The sequence below is a fragment of the Promicromonospora noduliphila genome (genome assembly GCF_056951025.1).
This window is the reverse complement of the sequence record NZ_CM167806.1, coordinates 3688426-3703995: the sequence shown is the minus strand read 5'-3', so window position 1 is coordinate 3703995 and position 15570 is coordinate 3688426. Positions and strand designations below refer to the sequence as shown.

The window sequence follows — 15570 nt, the reverse complement described above, 5'->3', positions numbered from 1 at the left end:
CGACACTCCCCAGCAAAGTAGCCTGCACCCATGACCGCTCTCCCGCCGTCGTCGCCCCCGTCCCGGACCGAAGACCCCCGGACCGAGCGCCCCCGGACGGAGCGCCCGCCCCGGGCCGAGCTGCACGTGCACATCGAGGGCACGCTGGAACCGGACCTCGCGTTCGAGCTGGCGGCCCGCAACGGCGTCCGGCTGCCGTACCCCGACCCCGCGAGCCTGCGGGCCGCCTACGAGTTCGAGGACCTCCAGTCGTTCCTCGACCTGTACACCGCGAACATGGCGGTGCTGCGCACCGAGGCCGACTTCGCCGACCTGACCCGCGCCTACCTGGCGCGGGCGGCCCGGGCGGGCGTGCGGCACGCGGAGATCAGCTTCGACCCGCAGGCGCACCTCGCGCGCGACGTGCCGCTCGACGCCGTGGTGGGCGGCATCGCCGGCGTCCTGGAGCGCAGCGAGACCGAGCTCGGCATCTCGACCCTCCTCATCGCGGCCTTCCACCGCGACAGGGACAGCGCGGACGCGCTCGACGTCCTGGAGCGGCTCCTCGCCATGCGGGCACCGATCGTGGGCGTGGGACTGGACTCGGCGGAGATCGGCTACCCCGCCGGCCCGTTCGCCGGCGTGTTCGCGCGAGCCGAGGCGGCGGGGCTGCGCCGCACCGCGCACGCGGGCGAGGAAGGCCCCGCCTCGAACGTGCGCGAGGCGCTCGACCTGCTGCACGCCGAGCGGATCGACCACGGCATCGCCGTGGTCCAGGACGCCGATCTCGTCGCGCGCGTCGTGGCCGAGCGGGTCCCGTTCACCGTCTGCCCCGTCTCGAACGCGCGGCTGCGCGCGGTCCCGACCCTCGCGGAGCACCCGCTGCCCACGATGGTCGAGGCGGGCATGCTCGTGAGCATCAACTCCGACGACCCGCCGTACTTCGGCGCGTACGTCGACGACGTCGACGACGCCGTCACGGCGGCCTTCGGCCTCACCAGGGACCAGCGGGCGGCGCTCGCGGCGGCGTCGTTCACGGGGTCGTTCCTGCCTCCGGAGCGGGTTTCCGGCTACCTGGCCGAGGTCGAGGCCTGGCGCGCCTGACGACGGCGGGCCGCCGTCAGCGGCTGAGCAGCGCCGCCGCGACCGTCCGCCCGGCCTGGGCGAACGCGGCCTCGCGCGCGCTCTCGTCGCCCGGCAGCAGCCCGGCGAGCTCGAGCGACACCAGCCCGTGCACCAGCCCCCACAGCCCGATCGCGGCGCTCAGCACGTGCTCGGGCGGCGCGCCGTCGAGCACCCGGGCCACGGCGTCGTGCAGCACGCGGAAGGTCGGGCTGTCGACCGACGACGCCGGGTCGCCGTCCGCCGGTGTCACGCCGCGGTAGAACATGACGCGGTAGAAGTGCGGGTCCGCCAGGGCGAACGCCCGGTAGGCGACGCCGAGGGCGCGCAGGTCCGCCATCGGGTCGGCGCTGCGGCCGGCCGCGGCGAGGTGCTCGGCGAACCGCCGGAACCCCTCGCTGCTGACCGCCTCGATCAGTGCCTCCCGCGAGCCGAAGAGCGCGTAGACCGCCGACGCGCTGGTCCCCGCCGCCGCGGCGACCTTCCGCACCGTGACGGCGCCGTCGCCGTCGGACGAGATCACGCGGGAGGTGACCTCGAAGAGCCGGGTGCGCAGAGCGTCGTCGTGCAGTCTCGGTCGTGCCATGCGGTGAGTCTAAGAGGCTTGACGGGAGTTTGCGAACGTTGTTTGATAACACTGTTATGAAACAACGGGTGACCAAGCCGCACAGGAGGACGTCGTGCTCGAACTCTCGGACCCGGCCCGCATCACAGCGGGCATAGTGCTGCTGACCGTCGTCGGGATCGAGTCGGGCGGGTTCTTCCTGCTCCGGGTCTTCGGCGGCCGGCTGGTGACGACCGACCTGCAGAAGAGCTTCTTCCGGGCGGGCCATGCCCACGCGGGCGTGCTGGTGATCCTCGGCCTGCTCAGCGTGCTGCTGACGGAGACGACGAACCTGACCGGGTTCGCACACTGGCTCGCCGCCACCGGGGTGCTGTGGGCGGCGATCCTCATGCCCGCAGGGTTCTTCTTCTCCGCGATGGGGGAGGGGCGCACCACCCCGAACCGCGCGGTCGTGCTGATCCCGGCCGGCGCCGTGGCCCTTGGTGCCGGCGTGGTGATGCTGGCGATCGGGCTGCTCACGGCCTGATCCGGCCGGAGCATGCGTTCCGCTCCGGCCGGAGCATGCGTTCCGCCCGGCCGGCCGCCGGCTACGGCCGTGAAGTCGGCAATCGGGCGCCCCGCCCCGGCCAGGAATTCGGCAAACCGGACGACGGCCCGGTCCAGGACACACCGCGAGAGGTCTTGGGCCGGGCCGTCGTCGCCGGATACGGTGGCGACATCATGGCGACCCGCACGTCGGCCCGGCGAGGTTCCGGGAAGGGCTCCGGGCAGGGCGCGAAGAGCGCCAGGCCCAAGGCCGCAGCGTCGAAGCGATCGACTCAGCGCCGGGGGAACGCTCGCCCGGCGCCGACGGCTGCGTCGGCACCGTCCCGCCCGCCGTGGCCGGTCCGCGCGGTCCGCGGGCTGTGGATGGGCATGGCGCACGCCGTCGGCGGCGCGGCCCGGGCCGGGACGCGGGCGGCGCCGGACACGTCCGAAGGGGGCGCGCAGAGCGCGGAGCAGCAGGGAGGGCAGGAACTGGAACCGGACCACCGGCGCGACGGCGTCGGCTTCGCACTCCTCGCCGCTGCGGTGATCGTCGCCGCGCGCGAGTGGTGGGGCATCGACGGCCCGTTCGGCGACGGCGTGCACGCGGTGGTCGCCGGCACGTTCGGCATCGCGGGCGTGGCGCTGCCGGTGCTGTTGATCTGGCTCGCGTTCCGCATCATGCGCCATCCCGAGCGGGCCCAGCAGAACGGCCGGGTGGCGATCGGGCTCAGCTTCCTGGTGGTCGCCACCTGCTCCCTCGTGCACATCAGCGCCGACCTGCCCTCGCCCGCCGACGGCTTCACCCCCGTGCAGGACGCCGGAGGCGTGATCGGCTTCCTCTTCGCCACCCCCGTCGTCACCGGCCTGACCCAGTGGTTCGCGATCCCGCTGTACGTGCTGGCCGGGTTCTTCGGCGTCCTCATCGTCACGGCGACGCCCGTGCACCGGATCCCCGCGCGCCTGCGCGGGGTGTACGACCGGCTCACCGGCAACCACCGCGAGCCGGACGCCACGACCGAGGACGGCCTCGCGCTGGCCGAGGGGGTCTCCGCGCACGACGGCTCGCCGGTCGCCACCAAGCGCCGCAGGCGCCGGACCAAGCAGGAGATCGCCGCAGAGAAGGAGCGCCTGGGCGGGTTCGTGGGCGACGAGGCCTTCGAGAAGGCGGCGGAGGTGGAGGCTGCCGCGCGCGCCGCCAAGGCCGGCAAGCTCACCACCCAGCGCATCCCCACCAGTGAGTCCGCGGGCAAGGTCACCGGGGCACCCGCCATCGGCCCGGGCGTCCTCGGGCCGGACGGCGAGCCGGCGTCGGCCAAGGAGGACGGGCCCAAGCCGCCGCGGCCGGGCGAGCCGATGCCGCGGGGCGTGCAGCCCATGCTGGAGGGCGACACGGTCTACCTGCTGCCCGACGAGGAGCTGCTCGTGCAGGGCCCGCCGCACAAGGCGCGGTCCGCCGCCAACGACCGGGTGGTCGAGTCGCTGACCGGCGTGTTCGAGCAGTTCGGCGTCGACGCGAAGGTCACGGGCTTCAGCCGCGGCCCGACGGTGACCCGCTACGAGGTCGAGGTGGGCGCCAAGACGAAGGTCGAGCGCATCACGTCGCTGTCCAACAACATCGCCTACGCGGTGGCCAGCGCCGACGTGCGCATCCTGTCGCCCATCCCGGGCAAGTCCGCGATCGGTATCGAGATCCCCAACACCGACCGCGAGACCGTAGTGCTGGGCGATGTGCTGCGCTCGGGCGCCGCGCGCCGCACCGAGCACCCGATGGTGATGGGCGTTGGCAAGGACGTCGAGGGCGGTTACGTGGTGGCCAACCTCGCCAAGATGCCGCACATCCTGGTGGCGGGTGCCACGGGCGCCGGTAAGTCGAGCTTCATCAACTCGATGATCACCTCGATCCTGATGCGCTCGACGCCCGAGCAGGTGCGTCTCATCCTGGTGGACCCCAAGCGCGTGGAGCTTACGATCTACGAGGGCATCCCGCACCTCATCACGCCGATCATCACCAGCCCGAAGAAGGCCGCAGAGGCCCTCGACTGGGTGGTGCGCGAGATGGACGCGCGGTACGACGACCTGGCGACGTTCGGCTACAAGCACATCGACGACTTCAACAGCGCCGTGCGGGCCGGCAAGGTCAAGCCGCTGCAAGGTTCGGAGCGCAAGATCGCGCCGTACCCGTACCTGCTCGTGGTGGTCGACGAGCTCGCCGACCTCATGATGGTCGCCCCGCGCGACGTCGAGGCCTCGATCCAGCGCATCACGCAGCTCGCGCGCGCCGCGGGCATCCACCTCGTGCTGGCCACGCAGCGCCCGTCCGTCGACGTCGTGACCGGCCTGATCAAGGCGAACGTGCCCTCGCGGCTCGCGTTCGCGACGTCCTCTCTCGCCGACTCGCGCGTGGTCCTGGACCAGCCCGGTGCGGAGAAGCTCATCGGCCAGGGCGACGCCCTGTTCCTGCCGATGGGCGCGGCCAAGCCGATGCGCGTCCAGGGCGCGTGGGTCACCGAGTCCGAGGTGCACCAGGTCGTCGAGCACGTGAAGGCTCAGCTCAAGCCGGTGTACCGGGAGGACGTCGCGGCGCCCGCTGCGGCCAAGAAGCAGGTGGACGAGGACATCGGCGACGACCTCGACCTGCTGCTGCAGGCCACGGAGCTCGTGGTCACCACGCAGTTCGGGTCCACGTCGATGCTGCAGCGTAAGCTGCGCGTGGGCTTCGCCAAGGCGGGGCGGCTCATGGACCTCCTGGAGTCCCGCGAGATCGTGGGGCCGTCGGAGGGCTCCAAGGCGCGCGACGTGCTCGTGTCCGCCGACGACCTGCCCTCGGCGCTCGCGCTCATCCGCGGCGAGCAGCCCGCCCGCGTCTTCGACCAGGCGGCGGATGACGACGCGTCCGACGACGGCGGGTCAGGCGCGGCGTACCCGGCCGACGACCGGTACGGCGAGGGAACGGACGGCCACCTGCCGCCGGTCGCCACGGACTACCACGACGACGCCGAGGCGGTGCGCTGACCGACGCCGGATGCGTGACGGCGGCGATGTGCCGACGGCGGTGCGGCGCCGCCGTCGACTCGTGGCGCGCGGGGTGGCGCCGTCGACGCCCGGCCGGTGCCTCCGCCGGGCTCTCCGGTCGCGCTGCGCTCAGCTCCGCGGGACCACGCGGGGCGGCTCGCCCGTGGGCCGGGGCGGCATGCCCTGCTCGCGCGCGGCGTTCCCGGCGCTGTCCTGTGCGATCCGGAGGCGCTCCTGCAGCTCGGCGACGCTGAGCTGCCCGTCCCCCGGGTGGGCGAGCGCGTGGCGCGTGCTGCGCAGCCGGTGCCCGGCCGCCAGGTCGACGGTGGTCGCCGCCCAGCGGACGCCCGTGACCCGGGTGGGGCCGCCGGGCGCCTGCTTGATGTCCGCGACCAGCATGAGCCCGACGGTGGTCGGCAGGACGCAGCAGTCCGGGCCCTGGTTGGAGATGAGGTTGCCCAGGCCGTAGGCCACCCACATCCCGCTGCCCGCCGGGCCGCCGCGCAGGCGGGCGAGCGGCTGCGGGACGTGGGCGTGGTGGCCGATCACGAGGTCGACCTGCCGGGAGCGGGCCAGGGCCTCGGTCGTGTCCCGCTGGTGCGGGGTGGGCTCCGTGACGTACTCGTAGCCGTCGTGCAGGCTCACCACCACGAGGTCCGCGCCTGCCGCCCTGGCCGCCCTGGCCTGCCGCACGATCCGCTCGGTGTCGATGAGGTCGATCGACCAGTCGCCACGGGGCGGGGTGTACCCGTTCAGCCCGTAGGTCGCCGCCAGGTGGGCGACCGTGACGGTCCGGCCGCTCCGGCGCAGCTCGTAGTACTGGGGCCTGAGCGACTCGCGTCGGTCGCGCGCGGTCCCGACATGGCCCATCCCGGCCCGGTCGAGCGCGTCCAGGGCCGCCGCGAGGCCGTCGTAGCCGGCGTCGGCCGCGTGGTTGGACGCCGTCGAGCAGCCGTCCCAGCCCTGTTCGTCCAGGTCGCGGACGACCTCTCGGGGCGCGCGGAACACCGGGTAGCCCGACGGCGGCACACCCGGCGGCGCGATCGGGACCTCGAGGTGGCACAGGGCGAGATCCGCGCCGGCGACCCAGGGATCGATGCCCGCCAGCAGCGGCGAGTAGTCGATACCGTCGGGTCCGGTCGCCGAGTCGTTGAGCGGTTCATGGGGCAGGACGTCGCCGCCGGCCAGCAGCGTGAACTCGGCGTCCTGCTCCAGCGGGTCGGGGGCGGCGTCGCCGGGCGGCGCCGCGGTCGGGCTCGCCGCGCCGGAGCTGCTGGGGGTTGCCGCAGGGGCCGGGGAGGGGTTGAGCGTGCAGCCCGCCGTGGCGGTGACGAGAGCGCAGGACAGCGCCGCGGACGCGAGGAGCCGCAGGGCGCGGGCAGTGGTCACGTCGGGATCGTATGGCCGGTCGGCCGTGGCGGCGAACCGGCATGCCGTGCCGGGCGGTCCGGGTGCGGGTGAACCGCCGTTAGGCTTGAGCCATGGCCAACGATGCACCGTCACCGTGGAACATCGCGAACGTCGTGACGATGATCCGCATCGTGATGGTCCCCTTCTTCGCCTGGGCGCTCCTCGCCGAGGGCGGTGACGACACCATGTGGCGTCTCGTGGCCACGGCGATCTTCGTGGCCGCCGCCGTGTCCGACCGTGTGGACGGCTACCTCGCCCGGTCGCGCGGCCTCATCACCGACCTGGGCAAGCTGCTGGACCCGATAGCGGACAAGCTGCTCGTCGGCACCGCGCTGATCCTGCTCTGGGTCCCGCTCGGCGAGCTGCCGTGGTGGATCCCGGTGGTGATCCTGGTGCGTGAGCTCGGCATCACGTTCATGCGCATGGGCATGCTCAAGTACGAGGTGATGCCGGCGTCGCGGGGCGGCAAGCTCAAGACCGTGCTGCAGACCGTGGCGATCCCGCTGTTCCTCCTGCCGCGCGAGGGCCTCGAGTGGCTCACGGTGATCGCCTGGGTCGTGCTGATGGCGGCGTTCGTCCTGACGGTCGTGACGGGGATCGAGTACGTGTACCAGGGCTGGAAGATCCGCCGGGACGCGCGGGCCGAGGCGTCGAGCGCATGACGGCGTCCCGCCTGCTGGCCGCTGCGGCGGCGCGGGGGTGGACCATCGGGGTGGCCGAGTCGCTCACCGGCGGGCTCGTCACGGCCGCGCTCGTGTCGGTCCCCGGCGCGTCCAAGGTGCTGCGCGGCGGCATCGTCGCGTACGCGACCGACCTGAAGGCGGGCCTGCTCGGCGTGGACGCCGAGCTGCTCGCCGAACGCGGCGCCGTCGACGAGGCGGTGGCCGCGCAGATGGCGGCCGGCGTGCGCGCGGCGACGGGTGCCGCTGTGGGCCTCGCCACGACTGGTGTCGCCGGGCCGGAACCGCAGGATGGTCAAGAGCCGGGTGTGGTATTCGTCGCAGTGAGCACCCCGGTAGCGTCCGAGGTGCACCGGCTGGACCTCGACGGCGATCGGTCCCAGGTGAGGGGCGAAGCCGCCCGTGGGGTGCTGGAGCTGGCGTTGCTGCTCGTCAGCGAGCCGTTGGGTGAAAAAGACGACGCTGACCCTACGATGTTTCCTGAAGTTACAGACAAGTGAAACTTCTTGGCTTAATCTTGCACAGGGCTTGACGCGAACGCACTTCGGGAACAAGGCTCATATCAGCAGCGTTGGTCCCGGTGTGATCACGAACAGGCCGACCACCCGGGGCCGGCGTAAGAACCCTTCGGGGGCGGGGTACGGTAGAACGAACCCCGTTCACGGAGGACGCACGACACGCAAGGTGCGTCCGGTCCAGGTGGGGCAGGGCGTGAGGTCAGGGACAGGCACTGAGAGGGGGCGCGAGATGGTCGTACTACGGCGAGAAATCGGAGACGTGCTGCGCGATACGCGGCAGCGTCAGGGGCGCACCCTGCGCGAGGTGTCGTCGGCGGCACGAGTGTCGCTGGGTTACCTCAGTGAGGTGGAGCGCGGTCAGAAGGAGGCGTCGTCCGAGCTGCTCGGCTCCATCTGCGAGGCGCTCGACGTGCCGCTGTCCTTGGTGCTGCGTGAAGTGAGCGACCGCGTGGCGGTCGCCGAAGGATTCCAGATCCCCGACACGATCCCGGCGGACTTCGTCGCCGGGCTGCTGGCCAGGGGAGGCGACCGGACCGCGGCGCGGCGGGAGGTCGATCAGTCGGACCTGGCGCCGGTCGGCTGAGTGCTTGGCCTGAGGTAGACCCGCAGCCCGAAGGGGCAGCGGCCTGACGGAGCGAGGGCGGGACAGCAGCGGCTGTCCCGCCCTCGGCCTGTCTTTGCCGCAGTCCTAGCCCGGCTCGGGGGCCTGGCACGACGTGCACCAGAACACGGGGCGCTCGTAGGGCTTCTCGTTCGCCGAGCCGACGCTGATCGGAGTGCCGCACCGGTGGCACGGCCGCCCGGCCCGCCCGTGCACGTGCAGCTCGACGGCGCCCATGCCGCGGGCACGGCCGACGGCGACGCTGCGCTCCATCAGCCGGCGGGCCGTGCGGAGCAGGTCGTCGCGCTCGCGAAGGGACAGCGAGCCGGCCGGCGTCCACGGCCACAGGCGTCGGGCGAACAGCGACTCGGCCATCCAGATGGTGCCGAGGCCCGCGACCGTGCGCTGGTCCAGCAGCGCCGCGCACAGCGGGCGCCCCGGCTCCCTGACGAGGCGCGCGGCGCCGTCGGGCAGGCCGGTGGTGGGGAAGTCGGCACCGAGCACGTCGGGGCCCAGGCCGCTGAGCACACGGTGCTCGTCGTGCGTGCGCAGCAGGTCGAGCATCCCGAGGTGCCAGCCGGTGGCGGTCCAGGCGTCCGTCGCGAGCACGGCGCGGATGGCGGGGTGCCGGGCCGACGCGTCGCGGGAGCCCGTGCGGTGGACCTTCCAGAGGCCTTCCATGCGCAGGTGCGTGTGCAGGGTGCGGCCGTCGTCGAGGCGGGTGAACAGGTGCTTGCCGTACGCGCGGGTCTCGAGCGCGGTGGCGCCGATCAGGTTCGCCGCCCCGGCGCTGGGCCAGCGCAGCTCCGCGCGGACGAGCGGCAGGCCGCGCAGCGCTGCCGTGAGGCGCTCGGCGGTGAGGCGCAGTACATCGCCCTCTGGCACGAATGCTCCCCTCGTCGTGGAGTTCAGCGTAGTGGGAGCGTCGATCCGGGAACCGTGCGCAACGGGCATATCACCCAGGGGAAGTGGTGCGGGTGCCGGCCGGCCCTCGCGGCACGCGGCAACGGCTCAGGGGTTGCCCCCAGTCAGATTCGGGGGTGCGCCCGGGGGTAGACCCGATGGCTTTCGGGCGGCCGCTCGACGACCCTTGTCCAATGACCGTCGTAGCCGCTGACCTGGGGAGAGACCCTGACTCGCCGACCGCCCCCGCCGACCCGCGCAGTACCAGGACCGTAGCCAGGCTCGGTGCCGTGGCCCTGGTGCCCATGATCGCGGCGCACGTGGTGGGCGCGTCCGCCGTGGACCCGCTGCTCGACCCGATCAGCTGGTACGCGTTCGTGCCCGGCGGCGGCGAGCTCATCGTCGCGGGCGGCGTGACGCTCGCCGTGCTCGGCCTGATCCTCATGGTCCGGATGTACCGCACCGGCCTGGCGGTCGGGCCGGTGCCCGCGCTCGCCATGATCGTCTTCGCGGTGGCGATGGTCCTGGTCGGCGCGTTCCCGACGGTTCCGCCGGGCACGGCCGCGACGCTGTCGGCGGTCGTCCACCGGGTCAGCGCCGCCGCGGCGTTCTGCGTGCTGCCGGTGGTGGGCCTGAGCCTCGAACGGTCGATCCCTCGCCAGCGGTCCGCGTTCCCGCGGGCCCTGCGGACGGCGGCCCGCGCGCTCGGCGTCGTGGTGGCGGTGTTCCTCGTGGTGCACCTGTCGCTGGTCGCCGCCGGCTCGGGGGTGGTCGCCTTCGGCCTCATCGAGCGGGTGGGGTTCGTGATGATGATCGGGTACCTGTTCCTGCTGGCGGCGACCATCGATCATGAGGGGCCCATTGTGCGGGCCGGGGTGGCCCGTGGCGGTGGTGATGTCGGTGCTGTCGGTGTTGTCGACACCGGTGGTGGCGCCGGTGGTGGCGCCGACGCTATTGATGTCGTTGGGGCCGTCGGTGCCGATGGCGAGGCTGACGCTGTCGTTGTCGTCGGTGCCGGAGGGCCGGCGCCGGTGCTCAGCGGATCGAGATCCGCAGACCCCGCGGGGTGACCGCGAAGCCCGCCTCCACGAGCGCGCGCGCCACCGGATGGTGGCGTGCCGCCTCCAGGGCGGGCAGGCCGTCTATCCGCTGGACCACGAGCCGCCCGAGCCTGCCCTCGCGGACGGTCCGGGCCAGCGCGGCGGCCGCCGCCGAGAGCCGCGCGGGACTCTGCGTGAACGACAGGACGGTGCGCCCGCCCCGCTCGACGAACAGGGCCAGGTCGCCGTGGGTGAGCACCACGACGGCTCCGGCCTTGCGGCCTGGGCGGTGTGGTGTCACGTGCCTGCCGTCAGGCGGGTTGTCCGACGTCGGCCCAGCGGTGGGTCGCTCGCTCACCGTGCCGAGCCCCAGTGCGCCGCCCGGTGGGCCGCCGGGTGCGGTGCTGGACGTCTTGCCGGGCGCGGCACCGGCTGTGCCGGCCGGTGCGGTGTCGGATCTCATGCCCGGTACAGCGCCGGACACGCCGTCGGATACGCGACTCGGTGTGCCGCCCGGCCCGCCGTCCGAGGCGGGACCCGCCGGCCAGGCGAGGGCAGCGCCGTACGGGTTGGCGGGATCCATCGCGGCGAGCACGACGACGCCGGTGCCACCGGCCGTGGTGGCCGCCGCGGCGGTCCGCTCCGCGGCCTCCAGCTCCGCCTCGACGATCCGCGTGCGGTCCTGGGCGTCCACCCGGAGCCGGTCCACGGCGCCGGGCAGCGCGAACTGCGAACCGCCCAGGTGCTCCACGAAGTACCCGCGCCGCGCCGCGCCTCGTTCCTCCAGGCCGGACAGGACGCGGTACACGTCGCGGTAGCCGGCCCCGACGCCCTCGGCCGCTGCGGCGGACCGGGTGAGCACGCCGTGCCGTTCGAGGAGCACCTGGGTCAGGGCGTGGGCACGCAGCGTGGGATCGGCCTCGCGCATCGGCAGGGCCGCCCAGCGACCGCCGCCGCCCAGGACGGAGGGGCCCGCCCGGAGGGCGGAGGCGGGCCGCCCCGGGGACACGGCGAACCGTGACCGCCGGACCGGCCGGGCCCGCGCGGCGGTGCGGGGCGCACGGTGGGCGCCCGCCCCGCTGACCCGTTCGCGCAGGGCACCCAGCCCGTCGTTGGTCACCTGCCCGGCCCAGACGAGGTCCCAGAGCACTTCGAGCACCGCCTCCGGCTCGGCGGCCGTGAGCTCGGCGACCCGGGGCAGGAAGAAGCCGCCCGACCCGGTGAGCAGGTCCAGCACGGCGCGGTGCAGGTCCGAGTCGAGCGGACCCTCCTCCTCGACCGGTTCGAGCGTGGGCAGGGTGAGCGGGGCGCCGTCGGCCAGGTGGAGCGAGACCAGCCCGTCCCCGCCGCCCGACCCGGGCAGGCGGGAGTGCCCGGCCCACAGCACCTCGCCGGCGACGGTCAGCTCGTCGAGCAGTGCGGGCGAGTAGTCGGCCACTCGCGCGGGCAGCACGAGGGTCTCCAGGGCCGACGCCGGGACCGCAGCGCCCGCGAGCTGCTCGATGGCCTGCACCAGCCCGTCGGCACCGCGCAGCAGCCCGGTGGAGACGTTCTGCCAGCGCGGGAGGAAGGCGCCGAGCGCCTCCTGCTCCACGGGCTCCACCTCGGCCCGCAGGACCGCCAGCGAACGCCGTCGCAGCAGGCGCAGCACGCCCGGGTCGCACCACTCGTCGCCGGTGCCGCCGAGCGCGCCCGGTCGCAGCCGCCCGCGGGCGAGCGCGCCGTCCGCCTCCAGCCGGGACAGGCCGTGCGCGACGACGGCCACGCCGAGGCCGAACCGCTGGGCAGCCGTCGCCGCGCCGAACGGCCCATGCGTGCGGGCGTGCCGGCGCAGCAGGTCGCCGAGCGGGTCCGGGACCGGCTCGGTGAACGTCTCGGGGATGCCGACGGGCAGCGCCACGCCGAGCGCGTCGCGCAGCCGGCCCGCGTCCTCGGCGACGGCCCACTGCTCCTCGCCGGCGAACCGGACGCGGATGACCCGGCGGCTCGACTCCAGGTCGTCGAGCCAGTGGGCGACGGCGTGGCGGGCCTCCTCGCGGGTGCGCACCTCCAGGGCGTCGAGCGGGTGCGGCCCCGTCCGCCGGAGCAGGTCCCACAGGCCCTCGGCGTCGCGCGCCTGCCGGTCGGGTGCAAGCCCGGCCAGCTCCGCCTCCGTGCGCTCGACGGCGCCCGGGTCGAGCAGGTCCGCCAGGTCGGCGGAACCCTGCTCCCCGAGGAGCTCAGCGAGCAGCTCGGGGTCGAGCGACAGGGCGGCCGCGCGGCGCTCGGCCAGCGGCGCGTCGCCGTCGTACAGGAACTGGGCCGTGTAGCCGAACAGGAGCGACTGTGCGAACGGCGAGGGTGTCGGTGTGGTGACCTCGACGACCCGGACGCCGCCGGCGGCGATCTCGCGCATGAGGTCGGCCAGCGCCGCGACGTCGAAGTCGTCCTGCAGGCACTCGCGGGCCGCCTCCAGGACGATCGGGAAGTCCGGGAACTGGCTGGCCACCTCGAGGAGCTGGGCGGAGCGCTGTCGCTGCTGCCACAGCGGCTGCCGCCGGTCGGGCCGGCGCCGGGGCAGCAGGAGGGCACGGGCCGCCGCCTCGCGGAACCGCGCGGCGAACATCACCGACGACCCGAGCTCGTCGCGGACCGCGCCGAGCACCTCGTCCGGGTCCAGGAGCAGGTCCTCGAGCGTGACCCGGCCGGGCACGTGCGGGGTGTGCGGCTCGCCGTCGCCGTCCTCGGCCAGGGCGGCGCCCACGTCCCACGGGTCGCCGTCCCAGCCGCCGCCGGAGTCGGGCAGCCGCAGCACGATCCCGTCGTCCGAGTGCATGGCGGCCACGTCCAGGCCGAAGCGTGCCCGCAGCCGGGCCGAGATCACCAGGGCCCACGGCGCGTGCACGCGTGCGCCGAGCGGCGAGTGGATCACCACGCGCCAGTCGCCGAGCTCGTCCCGGAACCGTTCCACCACCACCGTCCGGTCGTCGGGCACGCGTCCGGTGCCCAGCCGCTGCTCGGTGAGGTAGGCGGCGAGGTTGTCGGCGGCCCAGTCGTCGAGCCCGGCGGCATGCAGGTGCTTGCGTCCCGTGTCGGGGTCGGCGGCGAGGGCGGCGTCGGCCTCCCGGACGAACGCACCCACTGCGCGGCCGAGCTCGGCCGGCCGGCCGGGGGCGTCGCCCTTCCAGAAGGGCAGGCGTCCCGGCAGGCCGGGCGCGGGGGTGACCAGCACCCGGTCGGTCGTGATCTCCTCGATGCGCCACGTGCTCGACCCCAGCGTGAACGTGTCGCCCACCCTGGACTCGTAGACCATCTCCTCGTCCAGCTCGCCGACGCGCTTGCCGCCCCGGGCACGGCCCCCACCGCCGGACGGGCTGTCGGCCAGCGCGTTCCCGTCGGGCGCCTCGGTGGCGAGGAAGACGCCGTAGGCGCCCTTGTCCGGGATGGTGCCGCCGCTCGTGGCGGCGAGGCGCAGCGCGCCGGGCCGGCCGCGCAGCATGCCCGTGGCGCGGTCCCAGGTGATGCGGGCGCGCAGCTCCGCGAAGTCCTCGCTGGGGTAACGGCCGGCCAGCATGTCGAGCACCGCGCGCCACGTGGCGTCGCCGAGGTGCGTGAACGGCGCGGCACGGCGGACGAGGGCGAGCAGGTCTGCCTCGTCCCAGTCGTCCACGGCGAGCATCGCGACCACCTGCTGCGCCAGGACGTCGAGCGGGTTCGCCGGCACGTGCAGGTGCTCGATGGCGCCGGCGCGCATGCGCTGGGCGATGACGGTCGCCGGCACGAGGTCGCCGCGGAACATCGGGAAGACCACGCCCTTGGACACCGCGCCCACCTGGTGCCCGGCGCGGCCGATGCGCTGCAGGCCGCTCGCGACCGACGGCGGCGCCCCGACCTGCACCACGAGGTCCACCGCGCCCATGTCGATGCCCAGCTCGAGGGACGACGTGGCCACCACGGCGGGCAGCCGGCCCTCCTTGAGCTCCGTCTCGGTGCGGGTGCGTTCCGCGCGGCTCATCGACCCGTGGTGGGCGCGCGCCAGGACGGTCTCGCCCTGGCCAGGCACGGCCTCTGGCAGCCCCCGTTCCCCGGGCGCCGGCCGGGGGAAGCCCGCAGCGGTGCCCGACTGGCCGGGTACGAGCGCGGCCCAGGTGCTGGCGGGGTCGGCGACGTCGAGCCCCTGCCGCTGCGCCCATACCTCGTTCATCCGGGCGGTCAGCCGCTCGGCGCCCCGCCGGTTGTTGGTGAACACGATGGTCGAGGTGTGGTCGGCCACCAGGTCGACCACCCGCTCCTCGACGTGCGGCCAGACCGAGGCCTTGCGCAGCGGCCGGGTCGCCTCGCCCGAGAGGTCGATCTCGTCGTCGCCGGTACCGCCGTCGATGCCGCCGGAAGCGGCGCCTGCCTGCCGGTCGGACTCGGGCAGGTCGGGGGTCGGCGCGCTGCCGAGGTCGGCGAGGTCGGGCACGGGCACGACGACGTCGATGGCCCACTCCTTGTGCGACGGCGGCTGGACGACGACGACCTCGCGCGCCGCCGGGCCGTCGTGCCCGCCACCCAGGAACCGGGCGACCGCCTCGACCGGGCGCACCGTGGCGGACAGGCCGATGCGCTGCGCCCGCCGGTCGAGCAGGGCGTCGAGCCGCTCCAGGCTGAGGGCCAGGTGAGCGCCGCGCTTGGTGCCCGCGACGGCGTGGATCTCGTCGAGCACGACGGTCTCGACGCCGGCGAGCCCGGCGCGGGCCGACGACGTGAGGATGAGGAAGAGCGACTCCGGCGTGGTGACCAGGATGTCGGGCGGGCGGGTGGCGAACGAGCGCCGCTCACTGGCGGGCGTGTCACCCGTGCGCATGCCGACGGTGACGTCGGGGACCTCGATGCCGTCCCTGGCCGCCGCTTGCCGGATCCCCGTCAGCGGGGAGCGCAGGTTGCGCTGGACGTCGGCGGCGAGGGCCTTGAGGGGCGACACGTACAGCACGCGGCAGCGCTCGGCCCGCTCCTGCGGCGGGGGAGCCGACATGATCCGGTCGATCGACCAGAGGAACGCCGCGAGCGTCTTGCCCGAACCGGTCGGCGCGACCACGAGGGCGTGCTGGTCGCGCGCGACGGCGTCCCATGCGCCGGCCTGTGCGGCGGTGGGCTGGGCGAACGCCCCGGTGAACCACGTGCGGGTGGCGGGTCCGAACCGGGAGAGCGGGTCGTCGGGCTCTGGCATGCCCCCCATTCTGTCCCCGAC

11 protein-coding genes are annotated in these 15570 nt (G+C 74.3%); 7 read left to right on the top strand and 4 right to left on the bottom strand.

The features are described 5' to 3' along the window. Positions 1-30: 30 nt before the first annotated feature. On the top strand, positions 31-1083 hold the full coding sequence (gene add / locus AC0QU1_RS16275; RefSeq protein WP_483570708.1) for an adenosine deaminase: 1053 nt from the start codon (positions 31-33) through the stop codon (positions 1081-1083). Positions 1084-1099: 16 nt separating this feature from the next. Here add and AC0QU1_RS16270 read toward each other — a convergent pair whose 3' ends face one another. Beyond that, positions 1100-1687: a TetR/AcrR family transcriptional regulator gene (locus AC0QU1_RS16270; protein ID WP_483570706.1), complete on the bottom strand. Its 588-nt coding sequence runs from the start codon at positions 1685-1687 to the stop codon at positions 1100-1102. A 94-nt stretch (positions 1688-1781) separates the two neighbouring features. Between AC0QU1_RS16270 and AC0QU1_RS16265 the strand changes: the two genes are divergently transcribed. Further along, positions 1782-2192 (top strand): hypothetical protein, encoded by a 411-nt coding sequence (locus AC0QU1_RS16265; protein WP_483570704.1) that lies wholly within the window; start codon positions 1782-1784, stop codon positions 2190-2192. Between the two features lie 389 nt (positions 2193-2581). After that, positions 2582-5206, top strand: a complete 2625-nt coding sequence (locus AC0QU1_RS16260; RefSeq protein ID WP_483570702.1) for an FtsK/SpoIIIE family DNA translocase — start codon at positions 2582-2584, stop codon at positions 5204-5206. Between the two features lie 129 nt (positions 5207-5335). On the opposite strand, the gene AC0QU1_RS16255 is transcribed toward AC0QU1_RS16260, so the two are convergent. Next, positions 5336-6595, bottom strand: coding sequence for a CapA family protein (locus AC0QU1_RS16255; protein ID WP_483570701.1), 1260 nt, complete (start codon positions 6593-6595; stop codon positions 5336-5338). Positions 6596-6687: 92 nt separating this feature from the next. Here AC0QU1_RS16255 and pgsA point away from each other — a divergent pair, with 92 nt between their 5' ends. The 3 genes from pgsA (at position 6688) to AC0QU1_RS16240 (ending at position 8397) form a co-directional block, all read left to right on the top strand. Then, positions 6688-7278, top strand: a complete 591-nt coding sequence (pgsA, locus tag AC0QU1_RS16250) for a CDP-diacylglycerol--glycerol-3-phosphate 3-phosphatidyltransferase (protein ID WP_483570699.1) — start codon at positions 6688-6690, stop codon at positions 7276-7278. Then, the gene (locus tag AC0QU1_RS16245) at positions 7275-7796 is read left to right on the top strand and encodes a CinA family protein (RefSeq protein WP_483570698.1); all 522 of its coding nucleotides are present in this window, start codon (positions 7275-7277) and stop codon (positions 7794-7796) included. Before pgsA ends, AC0QU1_RS16245 begins: the two co-directional genes overlap by 4 nt. A 247-nt stretch (positions 7797-8043) precedes the next feature. Then, complete coding sequence (locus AC0QU1_RS16240; RefSeq protein WP_483570696.1) at positions 8044-8397, top strand: helix-turn-helix domain-containing protein; 354 nt, start codon at positions 8044-8046, stop codon at positions 8395-8397. 105 nt (positions 8398-8502) lie between these two features. Here the strand turns inward: AC0QU1_RS16240 and AC0QU1_RS16235 are convergent, their stop codons facing one another. Next, positions 8503-9300, bottom strand: coding sequence for a DNA-formamidopyrimidine glycosylase family protein (locus AC0QU1_RS16235; protein ID WP_483570694.1), 798 nt, complete (start codon positions 9298-9300; stop codon positions 8503-8505). A gap of 308 nt (positions 9301-9608) precedes the next feature. Here AC0QU1_RS16235 and AC0QU1_RS16230 point away from each other — a divergent pair, with 308 nt between their 5' ends. Next, positions 9609-10388: a DUF998 domain-containing protein gene (locus AC0QU1_RS16230; RefSeq protein WP_483570693.1), complete on the top strand. Its 780-nt coding sequence runs from the start codon at positions 9609-9611 to the stop codon at positions 10386-10388. On the opposite strand, the gene AC0QU1_RS16225 is transcribed toward AC0QU1_RS16230, so the two are convergent. After that, the gene (locus AC0QU1_RS16225) at positions 10354-15549 is read right to left on the bottom strand and encodes an Lhr family helicase (protein ID WP_483570691.1); all 5196 of its coding nucleotides are present in this window, start codon (positions 15547-15549) and stop codon (positions 10354-10356) included. The genes AC0QU1_RS16230 and AC0QU1_RS16225 overlap by 35 nt on opposite strands. Between the last annotated feature and the right edge of the window lie 21 nt (positions 15550-15570).

Excerpts from the sequence above, each read along its gene's own strand:
- AC0QU1_RS16225 (WP_483570691.1), bottom strand. The coding sequence starts at position 15,549 with ATGCCAGAGCCCGACGACCCGCTCTCCCGGTTCGGACCCGCCACCCGC.
- add (WP_483570708.1), top strand. The coding sequence starts at position 31 with ATGACCGCTCTCCCGCCGTCGTCGCCCCCGTCCCGGACCGAAGACCCC.
- AC0QU1_RS16240 (WP_483570696.1), top strand. The coding sequence starts at position 8,044 with ATGGTCGTACTACGGCGAGAAATCGGAGACGTGCTGCGCGATACGCGG.
- pgsA (WP_483570699.1), top strand. The coding sequence starts at position 6,688 with ATGGCCAACGATGCACCGTCACCGTGGAACATCGCGAACGTCGTGACG.
- AC0QU1_RS16260 (WP_483570702.1), top strand. The coding sequence starts at position 2,582 with ATGGCGCACGCCGTCGGCGGCGCGGCCCGGGCCGGGACGCGGGCGGCG.
- AC0QU1_RS16245 (WP_483570698.1), top strand. The coding sequence starts at position 7,275 with ATGACGGCGTCCCGCCTGCTGGCCGCTGCGGCGGCGCGGGGGTGGACC.
- AC0QU1_RS16270 (WP_483570706.1), bottom strand. The coding sequence starts at position 1,687 with ATGGCACGACCGAGACTGCACGACGACGCTCTGCGCACCCGGCTCTTC.